The organism is Halolamina pelagica (assembly GCF_001307315.1).
Lineage (GTDB): Archaea > Halobacteriota > Halobacteria > Halobacteriales > Haloferacaceae > Halolamina > Halolamina pelagica_B.
On record NZ_LGUC01000001.1, the window covers coordinates 1,764,538 to 1,788,782 of the forward strand.

Here is a 24,245-nt window from a genome sequence, read left to right on the forward strand (position 1 = left end):
AATCGGGGACCGTGACGGTTCGGCCGCCCGGTGCGGCCGACCCGTGTCGCAGTGTCCGTCGCCGCCTACCGGCGACCGTCAGTCGTCGCTCGGTACGACGGAGTGACGACAGCCGTCAGTCGTCACTCGGTTCCGGCGTCGCACCGCTGCCGCCGCGAACGTTGCTGATGTTGTCGTACCCGATCTTGACCAGCGAGAGGGCCAGGTACATCAGCACCAGCGCCAGCAAGACCCGGACCGACGCGGAGACCTGGGCACCGAGCCCGCTCGCGCCGCCCATGATCAGCTGGTCGTACAGCTGTTCTTTGAACGCGACCCACGAGAGGCCGAGCACCGTGATCGTCACCATCAGCACCATCGGGACGCCGGTGCTGATCAGCTGCTTGGACTCGTCCCAGTTGGCGAGCCAGACGGTCGCGGTCAGTAGCGCGAGCGCGGCGAGCAGCTGGTTCGCGCCGCCGAACAGCGTCCACAGCGTCGCCCACTCGCCCGAGATGACCAGCACGTAGCCGAGGCCACACTGGATGATCGGGTTGGTGTACCGACCGCGGGCGAAGGAGCTCAGACCGCCGGAGAGCCCGGTTTCCGTCCCGCTGCCGGGCGTGCCGATGATCTCCTCCATCATGTATCGACCCAGGCGGGCCGCGGTGTCCGTCGACGTGAGCAGGAAGCTCACGAGGACGAGCGCCATGAACGGCGCGCCGAAGCTCGTCGGGATCCCCAGACTGGTGAGGATGATCCCGCCGCCGGACGCAAAGTTCGGGAGTGCGCCGCCGATCCCGCCGCCGGCCGCCGCTTCGGCGCCGCCGGCGATCGCGAGCGTCGACAGCGCCACCGCGGCGAGCAGCCCCTCGCCGAGCATCCCGCCGTAGCCGATCAGGCGGGCGTCGCTCTCCTTGTTGAGCTGTTTCGCGGTCGTCCCGGAGGAGACCAGCGAGTGGAACCCGCTGATCGTCCCACAGGCGATCGTTACGAACAGCATCGGGAACAGCGGGAACGGCGAGACCGCGGGCACCCCGAGGAACCCTTCGAACGCGGCGATGCTGTCGGCGACCACCAGCGGCTGGCTGGCCGTGCCGAGCAGCGTGCCGGCGATGATCGCGATCAGCGCACCGCCGACCCCCGCGTACAGGAGGAACGACGACAGGTAGTCACGCGGCTGGAGCAGCGTCCACACGGGGAGCGCGCTCGCGACCGCCGCGTAGATGAGGATCGCTGGGACCCACCCGGCGACGTTCGGCGTGAGAATCGCACTGGAGTCCATCACCGCACCGGGGAGCCAGGCACCGTCGCCGAGGAAGCCGAGCAGGATGATCGTCCCGTCGGGGTAGGCGCCGGCCTCGACGGCCGGGAACAGCGCGACGGGGTTGTTGATACCGAACCAGACGCCCGCGAACACGCCCGTGACGAACACGATCGTCCCGGGGATGAACGGGCCGTCGAGCTGGTAGAGATAGACGCCGAACACCACGGCGAGTGCGATGTACACGAAGCTCGCGGTGGCCGCCGAGGGGAACGCGTTCAGCACGATCCCGACGACGAGCGCGAACACCGCGACGACGAGGATGATGGTGAGGAACGCGAACCACAGCAGCAGGTTCTTGCCCCGTTCACCCACGTACTCGCCGATGATGTAGCCGATCGACTTCCCCTCGTGTCGCATCGATCCCGAGAGGGAGACGAAGTCGTGCACGGCGCCCATCAGGGGTTGCCGATGGCCACCCACGCGAGGGCGGGGACCCAGCCCCAAATGGCGCCGGCCGTGATCGGGCCGACGATCGGTGCGCCGCCCGCAATGCTCGAGAAGTGGTGCCCGAGCAGCACTGGTTTCTTGGACGGGACGTACTCCTGACCGTCTTCGTATTTGTGGGCCGGCGTCTCACGTGAGTCGTCGAGGTCGACGAACTGCGAGAGGTACTTCGAGTACCCCACGTACCCGACGGAGAACGTGATCAACACCGCCGCCACGATCCAGATTACCTGAGTCATTGTGTCACGTACCTTCGTGATAGAGATTGTTGTACAGGACTTAAGCCTTGGCCAATCGTTCCACTACGTCGCTTCGCTGTCAAAAAGATACGGTGCCTCAGTCGTCGCCGATCAGATGAACGTCGGCTCCTCGACGGCGACGGACACCTCGAGTTCGGCGGCCACCTCGGCGAGCAGGTCGCCCCTGATCTCGCGGGTTCGCGTCTCGATCTCCGCCAACAGCGGCGGGGCCAGCGACTCCCGGACCTGATCCAGCCGGTCCGTCTCCGTCTCGATGCGGTCACGGAGGTAGCGGGCACCGCGGCCGTTCTCGTCGTCGTCGGGCGCGGGCGTGAGTTTGTTCGCGATCAGGCCGTCGACGCCCAACCCCTCGGCGTCCATGTCGTCGATCGCGCGGGCGGTCTCGTTGACCGAGAGCTGGTCGGGGTTCAACACCAGGAAAAAGGCGGCGTCGTTCCGGAGCGCCCCGCCGGCGAACTCGAAGAACTCCTTGCGGTCCTGCAGCCGTTCGAGAACGGGGTCGCCATCCATCACCCGCCGGGGCTCGTTGTTCCCGATCGCGGCTTTCTCGAACAGGTCGATGCTCTGTCGGCGCTTGTACATCAGCCGGTCGACCCAGTCTTCGAGGAACTCCGGGAGCCCGAGCAGGCGCAGCGTCGATCCCGTGGGTGCGGTGTCGAACACGACGCGGTCGTAGGGGTCGCTCCCCTTCATCACCTCGACGAACCGATCGAACAGCGCCGACTCGTAGGCGCCCGGCGTCTGGTGGGCCATCTCCAGCTGTTTGTTGATCTCGTTCACCATCGACGCCGACACCTGATCCGAGAGCCGGTTCCGGATGTCGTCGAGATGGGCGGTCACCTCGTCCTCGGGGTCGATCTCGAGCGCGTCGAGGCCGTCGACGCCCGCCACTGGCTCCGGGACGTCGCCGAACTCCTGATCGAACACGTCGGAGACGGAGTGGGCCGGGTCAGTCGAGACGACGAGCGTGTCCACGCCCGCCTCGGCGCACTTCCGCGCGTACGCACACGAGACGGTCGTCTTGCCGACCCCGCCCTTCCCGCCGAAGAACACGAATGGCTTCATCAGAAGTGGTACTGCTGGCCCTTGCGTTCGAGCATCGTGTTCCGGTCCCAGAGCCGTCGCTCCCACGCCTTGAACTCGTCTTCGATGTAGGGCAGGATCTCGGCAGTGTAGTACGACACCGGCGACGGGATCCCGAAGGCGTCGGGGAAGCACGCGAGCATGAACGCGTCCTCCAGATCCTCGGCCTCCTTCTCGATCTTCTCGTACGCCGGATGGCTGATCATCCCGTGGTAGAGCCCCCGGAGCCACTCGTCGAGTTCCGCGAGGAACCGATCGATCCGTTCGGAGAGGTCCATCGTCTCTGGTGGTACGAGTTCACGCGGTAAAAGCTGTCGTAGCCGCGGGCGCCCGTTCGGGGCCACCGACGCCCGAAGCGGCGTCGGCCACTGCCGAGGGGTTGAAAGGCGAGTGGCACCCACCCACACGCATGAGCGATCGTATCCCGGTCACGGTGCTCTCGGGGAGCCTGGGCGCCGGGAAAACCACGCTGTTGAACCACCTGCTGACCGACGCCGGCGACCGCGACATCGCGGTGCTCGTCAACGACATGGGCGACGTGAACGTCGACGCCGAGCTCGTCGCCGAGGGGTCGGACACCGACGTTGCCGGCGGGGTCGAGGAGCTCTCGAACGGCTGTATCTGCTGTGAACTGCAGGACGACCTCGAGACGGCCGTCGTCCGGCTCGCACAGAACCGGGAGTTCGACCATCTCGTGGTGGAGTCCTCGGGCATCTCCGAGCCCGCGCCCGTCGCGCGACTGTTCACCACCGAGTCCGCCGCGGCGGCGCGCTACCGCGTCAACGGGCTGGTGACCGTCGTCGACTCGCGGCTGTTCGTCGACACCTTCGGCGGCGAGGGGACTCCCGAGCGCACGGCCGCCGAGGAGGACGACCGGCCGCTGTCGGACCTCCTCGTCGAGCAGATCGAGGTGTCGAACGCGGTCGTACTGAACAAAGCCGACCTCTGTACTGCCGACGAACTCGACGAGGCCGAGGCGCTGGTCGCGGCGCTCCAGCCCGACGCCGACACTGTCCGCACGTCGTTCTCGTCGGTCGATCCGTCGTGGCTGCTCGACGTAGCGCGGTTCGAGGAGCGCGAAGTGAGCGATCTCCCCGGCTGGAAACGGGCGCTGGCGGAGGTACAGAGCGATCACGACGGACACGATGAGGCGGGTCACGACAGCGACCACGACGACGATCATCACCACGGCCACCGCCACCAGGACGACGTGTACGGCATCTCCTCGTTCACCTACCGGCGCCGACGCCCGTTCCACCCCGAGCGCCTCGCCGCGGTGCTCCGCGATCTCCCGGCGGGCGTGGTGCGCTCCAAAGGGACGCTCTGGGTCGCCGGCAACGACCTCCGCCAGACTGTCGGGCAGGCGGGTCGATCCGTTCGCGTGGAGGCGCGCGGCCCGTGGATCGCCTCGCTGCCCGAGATCGAGCAGGATCTCTACCGATCGAACCGGCCGAACCTGGAGTGGAACGAGGAGCACGGCGACCGGCGCACGGAGTACGTCGTGATCGGGACCGAGTTCGACGAGGACGCGCTGCGGACCCGGTTCGACGATGCGCTGGTCACCGACGCGGAGTGGGAGCGACTCGACGAACTTCCCGCGGGGCCGTTCCCGACCACGAACGAGGAGGAGACCGCGCTACGAGAGCCGACCCCCGCAGCGGTCGAGTAGCGTCAGCAGGCACAGCCGTCGGCGTGGGCGCGCTCGAACCGCATCGCCGACCCGCAGTCTGGACACTGCGGCGTTCCGTCGTCGTCGCGGTCCAGTCCCTCCGACTCGACCGCCACGTCCCGAACCCGCACGTCGCAGTCGTCACACCAGTACGCGCCGTTCGATGTCGCTTCCGTCGACGCTGACTCCCGCGTCAGCGCGTCGTGTATTGTGCCAACGATTCCCATAGTCTCCCTTTTCGACTCGACCGACTTCACTCTCCCGGCGGCGACCAACAGCTAAGTGGCCCGGACTCTGGCTACGTGTATGAGCGAGGAGGACGACGGCCCGACGGGTCGGGAGGGGTTCGAGGCGGCGACGGAGCGCTCCGCGGGGAACCCGTGGGTCGTCCACGGCTTGAACCTGGTACTGTCGACGGTGTTCGCGGTCACGATCATCTGGGGGCTCGACTTCGTCGGCAGCGTCGCGTTCACCCCGGTCAACGTCGCGACGGCGACGGTGCTCATCTTCACCGCCGCGTACCTGATGTCCGTACGCTAGCGCCGGGCGTCGCGAGGGGCGGTCCAGCGGTCGGCCGAGCAACACTCACCGGAAGCGACACATGCCTCCGCCCCTATCAGTCGGATATGGTCGGACTCGGAAGCACCGCACAGAAGCTGCAGACCGTCGCGGAGAAAGCGGAGAAGGTGTACGAGCGGATGAACAAACTCCGGGAGGAGGTCGAGGAGACCCAGCAGACCGTCGACGAGACCAAGGAACGAGTCGGCACCGTCGAGGAGGAGCTGGCCGAACAGCGCGCCGTCCTCGACGCCATCGCGGATCAGCACGACATCGACGTCGACGCCGTCGCCGCCGAGGCCCACATCAGCGAGGCGGAGGACGGCGAGGCGTCGTCGGAGGAGGACGCGGCGACCACCGACGACTGAGCGTCCTCGGTCGCGGGGTCGCTTTTACAGATGATAAACTACACAACGGCTACCCTCCACGACCCCGTATGAGCACTCATCGAGAACCCCTGGACTCGGTTCTCGACACCATCGGCGAGACGCCGCTGGTCCGTGTCCACGATAGCCCCGACGCCGTCCCAGTGTACGCGAAACTGGAGTCGTTCAACCCCGGGGCCAGCATCAAGGACCGCATCGGGAAGTACATGCTCGAAGGGATGCTGGAGCGGGGCGACGTGGACCCCGGCGGCACGGTCATCGAACCCACCGCCGGCAACACGGGCATCGGTATCGCCGTCGCCGCCCGCCAGCTCGATCTCGACGCCGTGTTCGTCGTCCCCGAACGGTTCTCCGTCGAGAAACAGACGCTGATGCGCGCACTGGGCGCCGAAGTGATCAACACGCCCAGCGAGGACGGGATGCCCCGCGCGATCGAGCGCGCTCACGAACTCGCCGAGGAACTGGACAACGCCGCAGTCCCCCAACAGTTCTCGAATCCCCTGAACGCCGAGGCCCACTACGAGACCACGGCACCGGAGATCTATGACGCCCTCGACGGCGAAGTCGGTGCACTCGTGGCTGGCTGCGGGACGGCAGGCACCCTGATGGGGCTGGCCCGGTACGGACGCGAGCAGCACGGGGACACCCACGTCGCCGCCGTCGAGCCCGAGGGGTCGCTCTACGGGACGCTCCTCGGCGAGGAGCGCGAGGAAGGCGAGTACAAGACCGAGGGTATCGGGACCCACGACACCTCGACGAACGAGCTGTTCGAGCCCGACCTCGTCGACGAGGTCCACGCCGTCCCGGACGAGGAGTCCCACGCCGAGGTGCAGCGCCTCGCCGCCGAGGAGGGCCACCTCGTGGCCTCCAGCTCCGGCGCGAACGCGATCGCGGCGAAACAGGTGGCGGAGCGGATCGCCGACGGCGAGATCGACGCCCCCTACGACGCGGTGGTGACGGTGTTCCCCGACTCCAGCGAGCGCTACCTCTCGAAGGGGCTCTACGGCGAGTACGAGGAGTGGGAAGGGTAGCCCCCCACGGCTTGCCGGCAGGTGCGGCCGAGCGGATCTGACGCCGTGCTAACGAGCCCCAAATCACGTCGTACGTGGCCGCTGGCGACGGATCGCCCGTCGCGTTCGCAACGGCGCCGATGGTGAACTACACGTTCGTGCATGTTTTCCTCGCCGTGGCCGAAGAACTCCCGCGACGCCGGCGAAGACGTACCCAGTTTGGCTGCAGACAGGTTACTTTGCTAACCCAACGGAACAGCGAAACGATGGGCTTAACCTCCGTTCCAAGGGAAAAACCGGTAACGATGCGCGAGCACATCGACCGGCGGACGTTCGTCGCGGGCGCGACCGGCGCAGCACTGACCGGGCTGACTGGCTGCCTCGGCGGCAGTGGCGGTGACAGCGCCGAGGCTCACGTCGGCATGGTCTACTCCCTGGGCGGCCTCGGGGACGAGGCGTTCAACGACATGGCCCACGCGGGTATCCAGAAGGCCGAGGAGGAACTCGGCATCGCCTACGACAACACCGAGCCCGAGGGCCAGAGCGAGTTCGGCACCTTCCAGAGCCAGTTTGCGAGCTCGTCGGACCCCAACTACGACCTCGTGACCTGTATCGGGTTCTCCCAGCGGACCGCGCTCCAGGAGAACGCCGATGAGTACCCCGATCAGAACTTCATGCTCGTCGACGCCGGACTCGACGCCGACAACGTCGCTTCCTACCGCTTCCGCGAGCACGAAGGCTCGTTCCAGGTGGGCCACCTCGCCGGCCTCCTCTCCACGCGCGAGTTCAGCCACGAGGGGAGCTACAGCGGCACCGAGAAGACGTTCTCCAGCGACCCCGACACCAAGACGGTCGGCTTCGTCGGCGGCAAAGAGAACCCCCTGATCAAGAAGTTCGAGGCCGGCTTCATCGCCGGCGTCCACCACGCAGACGCCGACATCGACGTCCGCTCGGCGTACGCGGGGTCCTGGAACGACCCGGGCCGCGGACAGGAGATCGCCGGCTCGATGTACGACGAGGGCGCCGACATCGTCTACCACGCCGCCGGCGCCACCGGGAGCGGCGTGTTCAACGCCGCGGGCGAGCGCGGCCGCCTCGCCATCGGCGTCGACAGCGACCAGTCGCTGAGCAGTGACGCCAGCCACACCATCGTCGCCAGCATGGTCAAGCACGTCGACACCGCGGTGTTCAACGCGACGAAGGACGTCGTGAACGACGAGTTCAAGGGCGGCTCGACGGTCTCGCTCGGCCTGGAGGACGGCGGGGTTGAGGCCGTCATCGGCGCCGATTACGAGGGTGAGATCCCGCAGGAGGTTCTCGACGCGCTCGACTCCTCGCGGGAGGCCATCCAGAACGGCGACATCGACGTTCCGACCGAACCCGAAAACTGAACCCCGAGCGATCGTCCGACCCCTCCCGGCGTCGGGGCGAACCACCCTCCACCCTCTCGAACTAAATAGATGACTGCGCCAGCGGTCGACCTCAGACAGATCACCAAACAGTTCCCGGGCGTCCTCGCGAACGACGAGGTCGACCTGACCGTCGATCGCGGGAGCGTCCACGCCCTCCTCGGCGAGAACGGGGCGGGCAAGACGACGCTGATGAACGTTCTCTACGGGCTGTACAAGCCCACCTCCGGAACCGTCGTCGTCGACGGCCAGGAGCGGACGTTCGACTCGCCCCGGGACGCCATCGACGCCGGCGTCGGCATGATCCACCAGCACTTCATGCTCGTGGAGCCGATGACCGTGACCCAGAACGTCGTGCTCGGCAACGAGCCCCGCAAGTGGGGCGGGCTCGCGGTCGACCGCGAGCGAGCCCGCGAGGCGGTGGCCGAACTCGCCGAACGCTACGGCTTCGACGTCGATCCGACGGCGACCGTCGCCGACCTCTCGGTGGGCGAGCAACAGCGCATCGAGATCCTGAAGGCGCTCTACCGGGGTGCCGACGTGCTCATCCTCGACGAACCGACCGCGGTGCTCACCCCCAGGAGGTCGAGGAGCTGTTCGAGGTGTTCGACGAACTCACCGAGGCCGGCAAGACGATCATCTTCATCTCCCACAAGCTGAGCGAGGTGACCGCCGCCGCCGACGAGGTGACGGTGCTGCGTGACGGGGAGAACGTCGGCACCGTCGACACCGACGACGTCGACGACACCGAACTCGCGGAGCTGATGGTCGGCCGCGAGGTGCTGTTCGACACCGAGAAGTCGCCCGTCGACGCCGGCGCGGTGGGGCTCGCAGCCCGTGACCTCGTGGTCGAAGACGACCGCGGAGTCCGGGCCGTCGACGGCGTCGACCTGGAAGTGGCCGAGGGCGAGGTGTTCGGCGTCGCCGGCGTCGACGGCAACGGCCAGTCCGAACTGGTCGAGGCGCTCACCGGCCTCCGAACGCCGAGCTCCGGGCGTGTCGCGCTCGGGGCACGGACGTGACCGACGAGTCGCGGCGCCAGCGCATCGAAGACGGGATGGCGTACGTCCCGGAGGACCGCCAGGCCCGCGGGCTGGTGATGTCCTACGACCTGACCGAGAACGGCCTGCTCGGCAGCCAGCGCGACCCGCAGTTCGCCGACGCCGGCCGCATCCGCTGGGACGACGCCGAGGCCCACGCCGAGGAGATCGTCGCGGAGTACGACGTGCGCCCCGCCGACGCGGGCGCTGAAGCGCGCTCGCTCTCGGGCGGGAACCAACAGAAGTTCATCGTCGGCCGTGAGTTCGCCCGCGAGCCGGAGGCGGTCGTCGCGTCCCACCCGACGCGGGGTGTCGACGTGGGGAGCGTGGAGTTCATCCACGACCGCCTGCTCGACCTCCGGGAGCAGGGGGCGGCTGTGTTGCTGGTCTCCTCGAAGCTCGACGAGGTCCGGAGCCTCTCCGACCGACTCGGCGTGATGCACGACGGGGAACTGATCGACGTGGTCGACCCCGCGGAAGTGACCGAGGAGCAGTTGGGGCTCCTGATGGCGGGCGAGCGGCCGCCGGACGTGCCACGAGCGACCGTGCGGGCCGGAGGTGACGTATGAACTCCGACCGCCTCCCCGACTCGGTCGCGGGCGTCATGGGTCGGTTGGTCGACGCGTCGGCGGGGAGCGGCTGATCGTCAGCGTGGCCGCGCTGCTCACGGCAGTCCTGCTCGGCGGCGTCGTCACACTGGTCGCGGGGTGTTCGCGGAGTGTTCGGCGCTGTTCTGTTACAACCCGCTTGCGGTGTATCGCTACTTGTTCCTCGCGCCCCTGTTCGACTCGTTCGTGCTCCAGCAGACGCTGAAGAACTCCGCGCTGCTGCTGTTCACCGGGCTCGCCGTCGCAGTGTCGTTCCGCGCCGGCCTGTTCAACATCGGGACGCAGGGGCAGTTGGTGCTCGGCGCACTCGCGGCGGCGCTCGTCGCCGTCCGTGTCGGCCCCGCGGCGCCGGAGGGGCCGCTCGGCGGCGTCCTCATCGCCGTCGTGGCGATGGTCGCCGGCGCCGTCGTCGGCGGCCTCTACGCCGCCATCCCGGGCGCGCTGAAAGCCTACGCCGACGCCAACGAGGTGATCACGACGATCATGCTCAACTTCATCGCCAGCGACGTCGCCTTCTTCCTCGTCTCGGCGTACTTCCAGAAGCCCGACAGCGGGAGCGTCGAGACGCGGGACGTGCCGGCCGCCGCGCGGTTCGGCCCGGAGCTAGCGCTCCTGCTGGCCGTCGTGCTCGTCCTCCTGATGACGTACGTGCTCTGGGGACCGCTTTCGGCTACGACCTGCGGACCGCCGGCATCCAGCCCGACGCGGCGGACTACGCCGGCGTCGACGCCAAACGGATGGTCGTCACCAGCATGACGCTCTCGGGGGCCATCGGCGGCCTCGGCGGCGCAGTATGGGTCCTGATGTCCGTCGGCCGCTGGGTCAACGGCGTCCCCTCGCTGGGCTTCGACGGCATCACGGTCTCCGTGCTCGCGAGCAACAACCCACTCGGCGTGCTGTTCGCCGGGCCGCTGTTCGGCTCGATGCAGGCAGGGAGCCTCTCGATCGACTTCCAACTGGGCGTGCCTCGGCAGCTCGTCGGCGTCATCCGGGGGCTGGTGATCCTGCTGGTCGCCATGCCCGAGTTCTTCCGGACGCTCGGCGTTCGCTGGGACCTGGGGGGTGACCGATGAGCGCGCTCAAGCGGTTCGGGCTGGTCGCCGCCGGCCCGCTGCTGCTGGGGGTCGCGGTGCTGATCGCCAGGCTGTTCCCCGAGACGGCGGCGGGCGAACTGGCGAGCGTCGTCGACGGCCCGTACGTCGCCTCCGCGCTGCGGCTGTCAGTCCCCATCGCCTTCGCCGCGCTGGGCGGGATCTTCGCCGAACGCGCGGGCGTCATCAACATCGGCCTGGAGGGGCTGCTCATCGTCGGCGCCTTCGTCGGTGTCGCGGTCGCGCACTGGCTGACCGGCGACGCCGGCGCGGGCGTCGGTGCCGGCCTCGTCCTGCTGTTCGTGGTCGCAATCAGCCTGGCCATCACCGGCGCCGCACTCGGCCTGCTCGGGGACGCTGCGGGGGAGATAGCGCTCCGGGGCGGCGGTGGCGTCGTCGCGACGGTCGCCCTCGGCGGACTGACCGCCGCCGTCACCGGGCCGACCCTCGCGGCGACCTGGATCGCGTTCTACGTCGCCGTGCTCGTCAGCGCGGCGTTCTCGCTGCTGTTCGCGGTGGTCACCATCGAGTACCGCGCTGATCAGGTCATCGCGGGGCTGGCCGTCTGGCTCATCGCCCTCGGCGCGGCGCCGTTCGCGAGCAACGTCATCTGGGGCGCGGTCAACTCCCCGGGCGTGGACACGTTCGGAACGTGGACGACGCCGCTGCTCTCCCAGCTACCGGCAGTCGGCACCGTGCTGTTCGACGCCGAGCCGCCGGTGTACTTCGTGCTGCTGGCGACGCCGCTGTCGTGGTACGTCCTGACCCAGACCTCCTTCGGCTACTGGGTGCGGGCCAGCGGTGAGAACCCGAAGGCGCTGGACACCGCGGGCGTCGACGTGCGTCGAGTGCGCTACGCCGCGGTGCTCATCTCCGGGGTGTTCTCCGGCATCGGCGGCGCCGGCCTCTCGCTCGGTCGCGTGGGGAGCTTCGTCGGCAGCGGCACGACGATGGTCGACGGCCGGGGGTGGATCGGCATCACCGCGATGCTGTTCGGCAACTACAACCCCTTCGGCGCGTTCGGCGCGTCGCTGCTGTTCGCGTCGCTGGACGCACTCCAGTTCCGGCTCCAACAGCTGAACTACGCCGTGCCGGACTCGCTCATCCAGACGGTGCCGTACGTCACCGTCATCGTCGTGCTGGCGCTGGTGGGTCGCACCCGAACGCCAGACGCCGCCGGCGAGCACTACGACTCCGACGAGGACTGACCGCGACGGCCACAGCCAGGCTGTCGTGTGCGTTTCCGACGGGCTCCCGGACCACCGACGACCAGCAGTCCGGTCTCCTCGTCGTGATCGATGTCCCCCGCCACGGAGGGGCGGCGAAAAAGTCGCGTCGTCGACAGTCGCCCCCTTCGCTCGTGATAAAGAGTTTTGCACCCTCCCACCCGAGAGTTGGGAAATGAGTACCCACGAGTACGACATCGTCGTCGTCGGCTCCGGCACGTCCGGCTGTTACGCGGCCGCGACGGCCGCCCGCGAGGGGCTCGACGTGGCAGTCGTCGAGCGCAAGAGCGAGGCGGAGGCGGGCCACATCGCCTGCGGCGACGCGCTGAAGGGTGCGGACTCGTTCCCCGACGCGATCCCGAAGTCGAAGATCGAGTCCTCGTTCACCAACACCGCCGTCGACCACGGCCGCTTCGAGATCCCCTCCGAGGACACGGTGCTCGACATCCCGGTCCCGGGCGAGCTCGCGGTCATCGACCGCTGGGAGTACGGGCGGAAGCTCATCGACGGCGCCACGGAGGCCGGCGCGGAGTTCCACTACGACACGGTCGTCAACGACGTGCTCCAGGAGAACGGCCGCGTCGAGGGCGTTCGCGGGAAGCACAAGGGCGAAGTCGAGGAGTTCCACGCCGAGATCACCGTCGACGCCGCCGGCGCGCTCTCGGTGCTGCAGGACAACGCCGACTTCTCCGACGCCACGTTCGACACGAACGTCTCCTACTCGCAGTTCTGCTCGGCGTACCGCGAGATCGTCGAGGTCCCCGAGCCGGTCGAGTGGGACGACGCGCTCGTGTTCAAGCCGACGGATCGCGCGTCGGGCTACCTCTGGTACTTCCCGCGCACGCCGACGACGATCAACGTCGGCCTCGGGTTCCAGATGACCGAGGAGCCGATGAAGCTCGTCCAGGACCTCCGGAACGACCTCCGGAGCCGCCCCGAGTTCGAGGGCGCGGAAGTGAAGGACAAGCTCGGCGCCGCGCTCCCCACCCGCCGGCCGTACGACTCCGCGACCGCACCGGGGTTGGTCGCGGTCGGCGACGCCGCGGGGCTGGTCAACCCCACCACCGGCGGCGGGATCGCCGGCGCCGCCTACTCCGGGCAGTACGCCGCCGAGGAGGCGATAGCGGCCATCTCGAACGGCCGGATCGACGAGGAGCTCTGGCGGTACAACGAGCGCGTGATGGACCACTTCGGCGCGCGCTACGCCGCGCTCGACGTGTACAACGTGCTCTCGACGGCCGTCGAGGTCGACGAACTCACGTCGATGCTTGCCTCGCTCCCGGGCGAGCCGATCGCCGAAGCGCTGTACTCCGGGAAGACGTCGATCAGCCCGGGCGTCGCGCTGAAGACCATCCGCGGGGCGATCGGCCACCTCGGCCAGCTCTGGGAGATCTACCAGGTCCGGAACCTGGCCGAAGAGCTGCTCGCCCACTACGAGAGCTACCCGGACCGGCCGTCGGCGCTGCCGCGCTGGCAGGACCAGCGCGACTCCATCATGGAGCGCGTCTACGAGCAGACGGGCGCCGATCCGAAGTACTAGACGACCTTTTGCTACTCGACCTTTTGCAGCGGGCCCCGGAGGGCCTTGCAAAAGCTCGACCAAAAGCCTGCGTCGACCCCTCCGGGGTCTCCTTGGCCCACGCACTGCCGACGGCCGTTCGTGGCCGTTCTGCCTTGGCACTCCACAGCGGCCGCTCCGCCGAGGGCCTCACTCCTCGTTCGAGAGCGCCTCGATCGCGCCGGCCAGCGTCTCGACGCCGATGCGGAGTGACTCCTCGTCAACGTCGAACGTGGAGGTGTGGTGGCCCCCGGGGTGGTCGGTGCCGAGACCGACGTAGCAGGCGTTGCCGCCCTGCTCTTGCACGCGGTTCATCAGGAACGTCGCGTCCTCGCTCCCGCCGAGGTCGTCGTGGTCCATGACCGAGTCGACGCCCTCGACGCCGTCAGCCACGTCGGCGACGACCGCCGCGAGCTCCTCGTCGCTCTCCGCAGACGGGGCCCGGGAGTTGCGGGTTCGCTCGACGTCCACGTCGTGCATGTCCGCGGCGGCGTCGACGACGCGACCAGTCTCCTCCCACATGTACTCCATCAGTTCGGTCGTCTGGCCGCGGACCTCACACTCCATTCTGGCCTCCTCGGCGATGATGTTCGAGGCCGTGCCGCCGTCGACGACGCCGGCGTTCACGCGGGTCGGCCCGTCGGCGTGACGCGGGATCGCGTACATGCTCGTGATCGCTTCGGCCATCGCTTGGATCGCGTTGTCGCCCTCCTCGGGGTGGGCGCCGGCGTGGGCCGGCGTGCCCGAAAACGTCGCTTCGAAGCCGGAGACCGCGAGGAAACCGCCGACGCCGGCGACGATCTCCCCCGTCGGGTGGTCGAGGCCGATGTGGACCGCATAGAGGGAGTCCACGTCGTCGAGGTGGCCCGACCGCGACATCGGTCCGCCGCCGGCGACGCGCTCCTCGGCCGGCTGGAAGAACACCTTCAGCGTGCCCGAAAAGTCGCTGTCGAGCACGGCGTCGATCACGCCCAGCCCGAGCGTCGCGTGGGCGTCGTGCCCGCAGGCGTGCATGTACCCCTCGTTCTCCGAGCGGAACCCCGCCGCCGCGGGGGTGTGGTCATCGTCGTCGGACTCGGGGATCGGCAGCGCGTCGATGTCGACGCGGAGGCCGACCGTCGGGCCGTCTCCCTGTTCGACGACCGCGACGGCACCGGTGTTGCCGCCGTCGAGGCGATCGACGAGATCAGCGTCGGCGCCGGCGTCGACGGCGCGCTCCGCCCACTCGTCGCGGGTGGCCTGATCGGGGAGGGACATCCGCGGCTCGTCGGCGTCCTCGAGTGCGTCCGGGCCGACGTGGAGTTCGTCCACGTCGCGGGCGCGCAGTTCCTCGACGATCCGGGCGGTGGTGTAGAACTCACACCACGCCGGCTCGGGGTGGCGGTGGAGATCTCTGCGGAACTCGGTCAGCGCGTCGGCGTCTACGTGCACGACGAATCGGACGGCTGGGAGGCGCTTAAACCTCGGCGTGGCGGCAGCAGATGTCCCCGACCCCGCGGGAACGCTGTGGCGGTTGATTTATGAGAGGCCGTGCCGCCACCTCGGGGTATGGAAGAGGAGCCAACGATCGAGTCAGGGCAGGGCCGAAGCCTCGACTTCCGGGGCGGGCCAGCCGCCAGCGCCATCCCGATCGGGGTGTTCATCGTCTGGGCCGTGTTCCAGTCGGGCGTACTCGGCATCGGCGACACGTCGGGTCTCGTCGTCGGGATGCTGGTCGGCCTCATCGCGGGGCTGCCGTTCGTCCGGGGCGACTGGAAGACGTACGCCGACGCCATCTTCGAGGGGATGACCCAGGAAGTGGCAGCGACGGCCGCCGTCGCGTGGCTCTGGGCGGGGATGTTCGCGAACACCATCCAGGCCGGGGGTTCGTCGACGGCCTGGTGTGGGCCGCCAACGCCGCCGAGGTCGGCGCCGCGCTGTTCCCGGCGGTGACGTTCCTGCTCGCGGGACTGCTCGCGACGGGGATCGGGACGGGCTACGGGACGACGATCGCCTTCGTGACGCTGGTGTTCCCGGCCGGGCTGTTGCTGGGGACGAACCCGATCCTCCTGTTCGGGGCGATCCTCTCCGGCGCCGTGTTCGGGGACAACCTCGCGCCGGTCTCGGACACGACCATCGTGAGCGCGGTGACCCAGGACGCCGACATCGGCGGCGTCGTCGCCTCGCGGGTGAAGTACGCCGTCGCCGCCGCGGTGCCGGCGTTCGCCGCGTTCCTGATCGCGGGGGCGACGATGACGACGACTGATCCGGCGGCCGGGTCGGGCGTGACCGCCGGCGCCGCGTGGGGGCTGCTCCACCTGATTCCGGTCGCGATCGTCATCGGGACGGCGATCCGGGGTCGCCACATCGTCGAGGCGGTCTCGTGGGGGCTGTTTACCGCGTTCGTGCTCAACGTCATGCTCGGCTACTTCGACCTGGTCGATGTCGGCGTCAGCGACGTGCTGGTGTTCATGGCGCCGGAGTCCGGGCTGGTGACAGCCCTCGACACCGCGCCCCTGATCGGCGCGGTGATCGAGACGGTGCCCGCCGGCGAGGCCGGCGTCGGCGGCAGCCTCTACAACGGCGCGGTGGGCTTCTTCCCGCTGATCGTCCTCACGCTGCTGATCGTCGCCGGCGCGCAGATTATGCGCCAGGGCGGCGGGTTCGAGGCGCTGCAGCGCTGGCTGCTCGACACCGTCGCCACGACGGTCCGGCGCGCGGAGGTGACGATGGTGCTCGGGACCGCGATGGTCAACGCGATGGTCACCATCAACACCGCCGCCGAGATCGCGATCGCGCCGTACATCCGGACGCTGGGTCGGCGGTTCAACATCAACGGCTACCGCCGGGCCAACATCCTCGACGCCAACACCTCGGCGCTGGGGTACATCTTCCCGTGGGGCGGCGGCGTGCTCGCGGGCTACTCCGCGATGCAGACGCTGCCCGACGAGTACGGCTGGTTCACCGTCGACATGGTCGTCAACCCGGCCGCGGTGTTCCCGTACGTGTTCCACGGCTGGTTCCTCGTGGCGGTGTTCCTGATCGCCGCGGTGACCGGCTTCGGCCGTGAGTACGTTAGCGACCGCGAGAGCGAGGAGGTGAGCCGCGTATGAGCCGCTTCGACGCCTTCCTCGCGGGGTTCGAGTTCCGGACCGCGACGCCACAGTACGAGCCCGGCGACGAACTTCCGGTGATCATCACCGGCCGGGACGGCGACGACGCGCTGGTCCGGATCGGGGATACGCGACTCCGCCTGCCGGACACGGACGTGGCCGTCGACGACGAAGTGCGGATCCGCGTGACGGCGTTCGACGCCGACGACGCGACGGGCGAAGCCGAACTGCTCTGAGTCGGCGTCGCCAGTTTTTCAGAGAGAAAGGTGAATCGACGACCGATCAACGGTACGCCTGGCTCGCGCGGCGTTCCACGTCGACTTCGACGCGGATCGAGTCCGGGAGGTCGGTCGCGACGACTTCGCGGGCGATGTGGTCGGAGCCGTGGATCTCCAGCCAGCGCGTGTACACCGTGTAGTTCCAGGGGTCGCACTGCTCGCCCGGCTGGCAACGGCTGTACAGCGGGACGGTGTGGTGATCGGGCTGTTCCTGATGGGGGCCTTTGCACTCGGCGCCCTTCCGTTCGACCTGCTCTTTCAGCCCGGTGACGGTGTCGTCGAGGACGGCCCGGTCCCCGCTCCGGAACGTCAGCGTCGTAACGAAGGTCATACCCGGAGATTGGGTTCGAGCGTGAAAAGCGCATCTACCGGTGGCCGGGGAGGCTGCTGCTGAACCGCGGTTTTGCCCCACCGAAGCCAATTTAAGAGCGTGATACGTAGCCGAACGCAATGACGGTCGAAGCGACGTCTGCCGGAGCCATCCTCTTCCGCGACACCCGCGGCGAACGGGAGTACCTGCTCCTGAAGAGCCGACCCGGGGACTGGGAGTTCCCCAAGGGCGGGGTCGAGGGGGAAGAGGAGCTCCAGCAGACCGCGATCAGAGAAGTGACGGAGGAAGCCGGTATCGAGGACTTCAGACTCATCGACGGCTTCCGCAAGGAGTACGACTACGTGTTCGAGGCCAACGGGAACACGATCCACAAGACGGTCCACCTGTTCATCGCCCGGTCGTTCGAGGCCAGCGCCGAACTCTCGGCCGAACACCGCGACATGCAGTGGCGGGACTACGACCAGGCGCTCAACACGATCACGCAGGACGGCCCCCGCGACATCCTCGAAGAGGCACACGAGTACCTCGACGACGTGAAGGAGGCCGACGGCGAAGGGTACGTCGGTACGCCGGCGTAAGCGGTGCCGACGCCCACCGTCGACTCGGAGTTCAGTTTCGAGCTGTTGGTCTGTCGCTGGGCCGAACTCGGCTGGCCGCCGACCGAGCGCGGCGCAGTCGACGCCAGCGACACTACTCGTCCCGACGCCGACGGACCGCCAGTGATCGTCTCGCGCCAACTCGGCACCCAGCGGCGCCGCTGGGACACCATCGTGATCGAGTGCGACCCCGAGGGGCTCGCCGCCCGCCGCGAGTTCGGCGAACGCGAAATCGACGGCGACCTCCTCCCGGTCGTTCGCCACGCGCCCGCGGACTGGGCGTACTACCGAGACGCGCTCCCCGATCCGGGCTACCCGTGGCGCTACGTCCGGGAGGCGATCCACCGCGCGGCGGCACGGGGGCTCGTGGACAAACGCAAGCAGGGCAATCGAATCGAGATCCGGCGGAAGCGCCCCTACCCCGACTGGGTCGAACGGATCGTCGCCGTCGAGAACAAGCCCGACCTCAACGCCAGCGCCGCGGCCGCGCTCTCGGACCAGCTGGAACACGACGTGGAGACTGCGCTGGCCGACGAGGTGTGGCTCGCGACCGGGCGCACGGGCGAGCGCGTCGAGCCGGCGCTACTGCGGCAGTTCCCGGTCGAGGCCGGCGTGCTGACGTTTGACTTCGGCGGGAGTGACAGGACCGGTGTCGACGCCGACGCCGCGACGGTCGACTGGCTCCCCTCGGAGCTCGACGTGACGGCGCCGACCGAGCGCTTCGACGCCACCGAGAAGGCGCGGCGGCGCCGCCTACTCGCCGAGCGAGCCTACGGGAAGGGCTGGCGCTCGATTACGGAGACGATGCGACCCGACTGTCGGTGGTTCGAACTCGAGCGCGCGGGTCGCGGGATGGTTCCGGTGTGTGGCGCGAAAGGACGCTGTCAGACACAGAGCGAGTGCAGCAGTCGGTGTGATTCCTTCGAGCCGGAGCCGCCACAGTGGCGGACGAAGGGGTGGCCGATCGACGGCGGTCCGGGACAGGGGGTGCGGGAGTTACTGGAGCGTCGACGCGAACGGGCGCGGGAGCAGTAGCCGAAGCCGTCCTGCAGAATGCACCGGCCGGGATTTGAACCCGGGCCATGAGCTTGGAAGGCTCAGGTCCTGCCACTAGACCACCGGTGCGCACTCGAAGTAACCACACCCAGAAATAAGGGCGTTCCCCTTCGCGATTTTGGGCTGCGTGTGAGTTGGGAGACATTTTCCCGATCTACCTCTCTCAGGCTACATCTATTCTACACTAACAGTCTGTGAAAAGTGTTTCTGCGTGTAGAAGAATTGTGTTGATGAGCATAGGATACTACACTAATCGCTCACAGACCCCACAGCCTACCTTGTGTTCAGCACAGTAACCTCCGTCTCTTTCTGAATGGTTTTGCCCCCATCAGGATCTAGATGCTCAGAGCTACAGTACAACCCCAGAAAACCTACCCCGGTGCTTGATATTGGCCCCTCAAGCAAGGGTGGTTCTTGAGCGACTTATTGCCGCCAAGGAACTGACTTTTCCTTCAGGTGGAAGGAGGGACGGACCATGCCGCCCCATTATTTCAGTACGTCTTTCACGAATTTAATAGTTTCTGATTTCTGATGGGAAATTCTTACTTTATATATCAAGCTCTACAGGGATTGGGCTCTTTACGTCGCTCACCTTGGAACCACCCCGAGGTATCCCAATTCTTTCCTATGTCCTACTCACAGGCTGTCTCCCTTCAGAATCCCTTTGATAATATACTGTGGTTCCCCCTGTATCGGTGTTTAAGACCCCTGAGCCTCATTAATTATATATAATTAGGCTCTTCGAACGGCCAATTATAGGTAGTAACCCCCTCAGAGCTATGTATGATCTGGCTCTGAACCCTTCGCAATATGGTGATTTTCGCCTTATAATGTTTCGAATCCTATTTGATATACCAAACTTTTTCTCATCAAATAATGGAGGCAAATAGCTGTGTTCTGTAAAATTGCCGAAATAGTTAAAAACATATATTGAATACTAACTATAGAATGGTTGAGCCAGCAACCACAATTGTCGGTGCGTTAATCGGCGCGGTTATTGGTGTTATTTGGAGTGATCCTTATAGGGATAATCTGGGGAGATACACAACTAGAAGAAATGGATTTGGCAGTTGGGTCTGGCAAGCGGTAATGGGAGGGTTTCTCGGAGCTATTTTCATCCGGCCTGCAATGATTTTGATAGCTTCTAATCCACTTTTCGGAATACTCGGAGGTCTTGTGATATTGTATATGACTTATTCTATGATGGTCGATCCACGATAGTAATATGCCACTTTAATAGGTTGAATATCCTGAGAAAAGTAACCATCTAGTTATGGGCAACCCTTACCCATATCGAGGAAATGTTGCTGTTATGATCGAGAAAGCAGGAAAATGGGTGGGTGAGAATAAGAAAGCGAAATTATCGCTTACCCTCCTTGGGGCTATTTCTGTAACTATTGGTTCTCTTTCTCTAGGATCTACTCTTAGCGCGTTTTTGCTCCCACTCGGCATTCTCATGGAGGTATTCAATGTCTATGCAATCTCTGTCGTTACTGAAGAGACTAGGCAGGAAATCGAATATAACCGTTCAGAGATATATGATATGCTTGAGCAAACGAAGCAACTTGATGAGAATATTGAAGAGAACCAGTCGAAGGTTACAGAGACTGTTGAAGAAATGAGAGATCTTGACGAGAGTATCCAAGAGAATAGTAAAGAGATCAGCCAAATGTTGAGTGAGATGAGCGAACTTGGTGAAGATATTGAAGATTCTAAGAGCGAACTCTGGGATATTAAAAACGAGATAGAGGAACATCAAAAAAGGATATCCCAAACTGCAGAGAAAGCGGAAGAAGCTAGCGAAGAAGCTGTTTATGCCAGAGAAGAGGCTGAAGATATAAAAAGACAAATTGAAAGAGCAGCTAGGGGACGCTTTTAATCGCCCCAAACGTGAGCGACAGTTTCATAGTGGTGAGCTGAAGTGAATCTCTGTTATTCATCTATGTAATCATCAGGATGAAGCGTTTCTCTTGCAGTCAATTTCTTCCAAAACTCGGGGTGCCAAGCAGCATTCATATCGGAAGGACTGATCGTGATTCCTGCTGCTGCTGAAAAGAAGACAAGCCATTCAATATGGTACCAAGCTGCTACAAAGAGTAGAACTAGGAATACATAGGGCCATCCCCCTACCAGCCGAACCTGCCAGTTCTCCATTTCTTTAGGAGTCGCAAAGTCAATCTGTGAGGGAATTCCGAAATAGTACTCTGAGATAGAAGGCTTTCCTCCGAAGATCCAGCCAAGCACATAATGGCCCGCTTCATGGGCTATTGCACCTAATATTGCTAGTAGGACCGGCGAGATCTCAATCAGTATCTGAGGTATTTCCATTTCCGATTACTGGAATCTCCCCGTCAAAATAGTTAGTGGTAAGACTATTTTCTAGATTTCCTCCCAAACGCTAAGTCGGATTTTCTACAATAGCGAACCATGGGAGAACCCGACTGGGCTACGGTATTGGAAACTATCTATGAGGAGGATATCTATTGGGGAGAACAGGAAGAAATCGATGAAAACCATCCCGTAGTTCAAGAAGTGGATATGGACCCTCAAAATGTTCAGAATACTCTCGCATATTTATCGCAAACAGGATTGATTGGGAATGTTAAGGCAGGAATGACAGCTGACATTCCTAGGCCCGGCAAAGAAGGAGAAGTCCCAATAACAGATGCTGATAGAAGAAGTGGACTCTATCTTGGATTAACTTCAAAGGGCTTTGAGGTAGCACATGATAGAGAGCAGAACCAAAGAAGTCAGAGAATTAATCGCGCTTTAGTAATGTTGACTTGGATTCTCGCTACATCAGCTATGATTCAAGCTATAGCCCCCATTTTCACCGTAAGTGGTTTAGATCAGTTGATGTTCTCTATAATTGGTGTAGCTCTTTTGATTCTAGCCTATATTGGGATTAAGTACACACAGCATGATCCGATCATCTCGTAACACCTAGAGACCACAATGATCGGGCAACAAACGCTTCTAATAGTCGAAAATCGAATCTGGATGTGCGCTACAAATCGGACAATAGTATTCTGAAGCCTGTGAGTCGTAAAGTGGCTCTCTGCCACAGGAATGTACCATATCGAAATCCCATAACTCCGAAAGCGAACTATCCTGAGCAACCGTCAAATTTGACTGAAGGTGGTCAGAAGCTACACGTTCGAATTGATCCGTGATATCGGACCATTCCTCTTCCCGAATGTCCGGAGTGATACAGTCCAAGTTTACCCGAATCTGTTCGACTCTGAAGCCTTCAGGAACCACAGTATCAATCTGTCGTGAGATATAGGTCATATTCAGCTGAGTCATGCTTCACCCCTATTTAAATGGATGTGGAGCCCTCCGGCGTTTTCACCAAAAATTCTCACGTTAACAAAGGAATAGTTAGAATTTATTCCATACATTATATTGCCTATCATCCGACATTACTGTTATTAGTTGAAACATCTATGCTTTTCGGATGCCGATCTGGGTTATTCTTTTGAGTCACATTATACAATCTATTGAGATATCCTTCTGTGATTCCCGTATTTCGATACTCCCCTTTGCCGATTTTTTCGATCACTCCCTCTGCCTGTAGGATATCTAGGGTTCGATAAACAGCATCTTCTTCACGGGTTGTATTGTCGGTTATCTCTGCTACAGAGGTAGTATCCTCGCGCCAGAATTGGAGCGCCGTAGCATATTTAGCATCAAATGATACTTTCTCACAGAATACCCATTCTTCCCCAGAAGCCCAATTGAGTAGCTGCTTACGGTGACTTGGATACTTCTGATAGTATGAATCGAACGGCAGAGTAGACATTAGGAATTGAATCATACTTTGATTCCTCCCCATGAAGAAGCCGATATAATTTGCTAACTTGCACTCTGCCCTTCCTTGTTTATTGGAACCCGGAATAGCCGAGAAATCCCCATTCCAAAGCCGAGAGAATAGCTCTTGACCGTCCCAATCTCCCCATCGCATATACTGGTATCGTTCGGTGAAATCATGCTCTACAGAGGGTACGTTTTCCTCAAATTCCTTCTGAGGGTCTACCTTCGGATCTACTGGGGAGCTTCAGAATTTTCATTCCCTAAAGGTATTTCACTATCTCGGGGTTCCTGAGCCTCAATCCCTAACAGCTCTCCTAATCTCCTAACCGAATCAAGATCCATAGCGGGAGCCTCAGGATTGATGGATTCTAGGACATACCTCCCCGTCCCTTCTCCATCGCACCCTTCTTTAGATTCCGGGCAATTTGTGTGATCTATCTCAGAGGGAGGAAGTGGGGTTCCTGTGTTAGTCAACAGTTCAAAGTCTGCCGACTCCCGTTCTCTGATATCGCTAATGGTCGTATCGAAGGAATCCAGTAGATCGTAAGCTTCCCTACTGTCAATCCGAACAATTCGATTCATTCCCCCGTGGGTTGTTTCCTCAGTTAGCAGAGAGTGAGAATCAACTATCGAACGGATATCTTCGGGGAGTATGCCGGCTTCCTCAACATCGAATAGGACATAGGTAGATCCATTGAACCACTTCCCGATTACCAACCCGACATTCCCACCTTGCTTAAGGTGTTTCTCGGCTTCCTCAGGAGGAATCAGATTTCGTTTCTCATTCCATCCTGTATCAAAGCTATACTTCTTCCCCGGTTCTAACGGGATGAATACGTTATTGTCGAAAAGATCGGAGATTTGTTCACCTGCCGGTACTACCGAATCGCTTATATTTCCGGAACTATTAGATAAAGTGGATAGAGTCATATTCCTTCTCCCCGGTTCAGCTTAGGACTGAACCGGACTTTTGCTTACATTCTGAGAGACTTCATTAGGTCAGTTTGTCATTTCTTCGGCATGGTGGCTTAAATGTGGATTGGTAGTTAGTTTTTCCGAGAGATCTAACTAGTAGATATATGACAAATTGTCTGTGAGATTTTCGGAGATATCTACGATCACCTTAGCCCCTTCAGAGTCCTTCTCGTAAATTGCTACGACAGATCCATCCTTTTCAAGCTCTTCAATGTGCTTGTCTGTCTGTAGTTCGATCAGCCCGGGAGCAAGTTCTCTTACTTCAGTCATTGGAGAGTAGTAGTATAGTCGCGTTCGAAGCCACAAGAGCATGCAACTGAGCATTCAAATTTCATCCGAGCATTGCCCCACAGATAGGCGGAAAAGTCTCCCCTGAGAGAGCGATTACACTCCGGACAATCGCTAGCAAGTTCAAACGGTAATTCATTAGCCATATCAATCACATCTCTCACAGTA

22 protein-coding genes, 1 tRNA gene and 4 pseudogenes are annotated in these 24,245 nt (G+C 63.3%); 16 read left to right on the top strand and 11 right to left on the bottom strand.

Going from position 1 to position 24,245, the window contains the following annotated elements; translation table 11 throughout:
• Positions 1-115: 115 nt before the first annotated feature.
• From SY89_RS09275 to SY89_RS09285, 3 genes and pseudogenes are all read right to left on the bottom strand, one after another.
• Positions 116-1,989, bottom strand: a pseudogene (locus SY89_RS09275) (carbon starvation CstA family protein).
• Between the two features lie 111 nt (positions 1,990-2,100).
• Positions 2,101-3,075 (bottom strand): ArsA family ATPase, encoded by a 975-nt coding sequence (locus tag SY89_RS09280; RefSeq protein WP_054584006.1) that lies wholly within the window; start codon positions 3,073-3,075, stop codon positions 2,101-2,103.
• A complete protein-coding gene (locus tag SY89_RS09285) occupies positions 3,075-3,371 on the bottom strand; it encodes a hypothetical protein (RefSeq protein ID WP_054584007.1) in 297 nt (98 codons plus the stop codon). Before SY89_RS09285 ends, SY89_RS09280 begins: the two co-directional genes overlap by 1 nt.
• 131 nt (positions 3,372-3,502) lie before the next feature.
• On the opposite strand from SY89_RS09285, the gene SY89_RS09290 reads away from it, so the two are divergent.
• Entirely contained in the window at positions 3,503-4,762 is a 1,260-nt protein-coding gene (locus SY89_RS09290) for a CobW family GTP-binding protein (RefSeq protein WP_054584008.1), read from the top strand.
• A 2-nt stretch (positions 4,763-4,764) separates the two neighbouring features.
• Here SY89_RS09290 and SY89_RS09295 read toward each other — a convergent pair whose 3' ends face one another.
• Positions 4,765-4,989: a hypothetical protein gene (locus SY89_RS09295; protein ID WP_054584009.1), complete on the bottom strand. Its 225-nt coding sequence runs from the start codon at positions 4,987-4,989 to the stop codon at positions 4,765-4,767.
• A 79-nt stretch (positions 4,990-5,068) separates the two neighbouring features.
• On the opposite strand from SY89_RS09295, the gene SY89_RS09300 reads away from it, so the two are divergent.
• From SY89_RS09300 to SY89_RS09335, 8 genes and pseudogenes are all read left to right on the top strand, one after another.
• Positions 5,069-5,302 (top strand): hypothetical protein, encoded by a 234-nt coding sequence (locus SY89_RS09300; protein WP_054584010.1) that lies wholly within the window; start codon positions 5,069-5,071, stop codon positions 5,300-5,302.
• Positions 5,303-5,388: 86 nt separating this feature from the next.
• Complete coding sequence (locus SY89_RS09305; protein WP_054584011.1) at positions 5,389-5,688, top strand: DUF5798 family protein; 300 nt, start codon at positions 5,389-5,391, stop codon at positions 5,686-5,688.
• Positions 5,689-5,756: 68 nt separating this feature from the next.
• A complete protein-coding gene (locus SY89_RS09310; RefSeq protein WP_054584012.1) occupies positions 5,757-6,737 on the top strand; it encodes a PLP-dependent cysteine synthase family protein in 981 nt (326 codons plus the stop codon).
• 296 nt (positions 6,738-7,033) lie between these two features.
• Entirely contained in the window at positions 7,034-8,107 is a 1,074-nt protein-coding gene (locus SY89_RS09315) for a BMP family lipoprotein (RefSeq protein WP_054584696.1), read from the top strand.
• A gap of 69 nt (positions 8,108-8,176) precedes the next feature.
• A pseudogene (locus SY89_RS09320) lies at positions 8,177-9,734 on the top strand (ABC transporter ATP-binding protein).
• Positions 9,731-10,846: pseudogene (locus tag SY89_RS09325) on the top strand (ABC transporter permease). Before SY89_RS09320 ends, SY89_RS09325 begins: the two co-directional pseudogenes overlap by 4 nt.
• On the top strand, positions 10,843-12,072 hold the full coding sequence (locus SY89_RS09330) for an ABC transporter permease (RefSeq protein ID WP_080506657.1): 1,230 nt from the start codon (positions 10,843-10,845) through the stop codon (positions 12,070-12,072). Before SY89_RS09325 ends, SY89_RS09330 begins: the two are co-directional and overlap by 4 nt.
• Before the next feature lie 193 nt (positions 12,073-12,265).
• Positions 12,266-13,630, top strand: coding sequence for a geranylgeranyl reductase family protein (locus SY89_RS09335; protein WP_054584013.1), 1,365 nt, complete (start codon positions 12,266-12,268; stop codon positions 13,628-13,630).
• Positions 13,631-13,798: 168 nt separating this feature from the next.
• Here SY89_RS09335 and SY89_RS09340 read toward each other — a convergent pair whose 3' ends face one another.
• Entirely contained in the window at positions 13,799-15,079 is a 1,281-nt protein-coding gene (locus SY89_RS09340) for an amidohydrolase (RefSeq protein WP_054584014.1), read from the bottom strand.
• A gap of 117 nt (positions 15,080-15,196) precedes the next feature.
• On the opposite strand from SY89_RS09340, the pseudogene SY89_RS09345 reads away from it, so the two are divergent.
• Positions 15,197-16,740, top strand: a pseudogene (locus tag SY89_RS09345) (Na+/H+ antiporter NhaC family protein).
• Complete coding sequence (locus SY89_RS09350) at positions 16,737-16,976, top strand: DUF7513 family protein (protein WP_054584015.1); 240 nt, start codon at positions 16,737-16,739, stop codon at positions 16,974-16,976. The pseudogene SY89_RS09345 and the gene SY89_RS09350 overlap by 4 nt, the downstream one beginning before the upstream one ends.
• A 46-nt stretch (positions 16,977-17,022) precedes the next feature.
• Here the strand turns inward: SY89_RS09350 and SY89_RS09355 are convergent, their stop codons facing one another.
• Positions 17,023-17,349, bottom strand: a complete 327-nt coding sequence (locus tag SY89_RS09355; RefSeq protein WP_054584016.1) for an uS10/mL48 family ribosomal protein — start codon at positions 17,347-17,349, stop codon at positions 17,023-17,025.
• 119 nt (positions 17,350-17,468) lie between these two features.
• Between SY89_RS09355 and SY89_RS09360 the strand changes: the two genes are divergently transcribed.
• Positions 17,469-17,927 (top strand): bis(5'-nucleosyl)-tetraphosphatase, encoded by a 459-nt coding sequence (locus tag SY89_RS09360; RefSeq protein ID WP_054584017.1) that lies wholly within the window; start codon positions 17,469-17,471, stop codon positions 17,925-17,927.
• A gap of 3 nt (positions 17,928-17,930) precedes the next feature.
• The gene (locus SY89_RS09365; protein ID WP_054584018.1) at positions 17,931-18,980 is read left to right on the top strand and encodes a DUF5787 family protein; all 1,050 of its coding nucleotides are present in this window, start codon (positions 17,931-17,933) and stop codon (positions 18,978-18,980) included.
• Between the two features lie 19 nt (positions 18,981-18,999).
• On the opposite strand, the gene SY89_RS09370 is transcribed toward SY89_RS09365, so the two are convergent.
• Positions 19,000-19,070, bottom strand: a tRNA-Gly gene (locus SY89_RS09370).
• Positions 19,071-19,949: 879 nt separating this feature from the next.
• On the opposite strand from SY89_RS09370, the gene SY89_RS16540 reads away from it, so the two are divergent.
• Together SY89_RS16540 and SY89_RS16545 are read left to right on the top strand one after the other, a co-directional pair.
• On the top strand, positions 19,950-20,222 hold the full coding sequence (locus tag SY89_RS16540; protein WP_144427173.1) for a hypothetical protein: 273 nt from the start codon (positions 19,950-19,952) through the stop codon (positions 20,220-20,222).
• A gap of 91 nt (positions 20,223-20,313) precedes the next feature.
• A complete protein-coding gene (locus tag SY89_RS16545; protein WP_144427174.1) occupies positions 20,314-20,880 on the top strand; it encodes an HBL/NHE enterotoxin family protein in 567 nt (188 codons plus the stop codon).
• Between the two features lie 53 nt (positions 20,881-20,933).
• Here SY89_RS16545 and SY89_RS16550 read toward each other — a convergent pair whose 3' ends face one another.
• On the bottom strand, positions 20,934-21,329 hold the full coding sequence (locus SY89_RS16550; protein ID WP_144427175.1) for a hypothetical protein: 396 nt from the start codon (positions 21,327-21,329) through the stop codon (positions 20,934-20,936).
• Positions 21,330-21,428: 99 nt separating this feature from the next.
• Here SY89_RS16550 and SY89_RS16555 point away from each other — a divergent pair, with 99 nt between their 5' ends.
• Positions 21,429-21,941 carry a hypothetical protein gene (locus SY89_RS16555; protein ID WP_144427176.1) on the top strand — a complete coding sequence of 171 codons (513 nt, stop codon included), beginning with the start codon at positions 21,429-21,431 and terminating at the stop codon, positions 21,939-21,941.
• A 472-nt stretch (positions 21,942-22,413) separates the two neighbouring features.
• On the opposite strand, the gene SY89_RS16560 is transcribed toward SY89_RS16555, so the two are convergent.
• The 3 genes from SY89_RS16560 to SY89_RS17255 all read right to left on the bottom strand — a co-directional run bounded on the left by SY89_RS16560 (position 22,414) and on the right by SY89_RS17255 (position 24,059).
• The gene (locus tag SY89_RS16560; protein WP_144427177.1) at positions 22,414-22,818 is read right to left on the bottom strand and encodes a helix-turn-helix domain-containing protein; all 405 of its coding nucleotides are present in this window, start codon (positions 22,816-22,818) and stop codon (positions 22,414-22,416) included.
• Between the two features lie 227 nt (positions 22,819-23,045).
• Positions 23,046-23,744 (bottom strand): bifunctional DNA primase/polymerase, encoded by a 699-nt coding sequence (locus SY89_RS16565; protein ID WP_144427178.1) that lies wholly within the window; start codon positions 23,742-23,744, stop codon positions 23,046-23,048.
• Between the two features lie 138 nt (positions 23,745-23,882).
• Positions 23,883-24,059: a hypothetical protein gene (locus SY89_RS17255; protein WP_189319143.1), complete on the bottom strand. Its 177-nt coding sequence runs from the start codon at positions 24,057-24,059 to the stop codon at positions 23,883-23,885.
• Positions 24,060-24,245 lie beyond the last annotated feature (186 nt).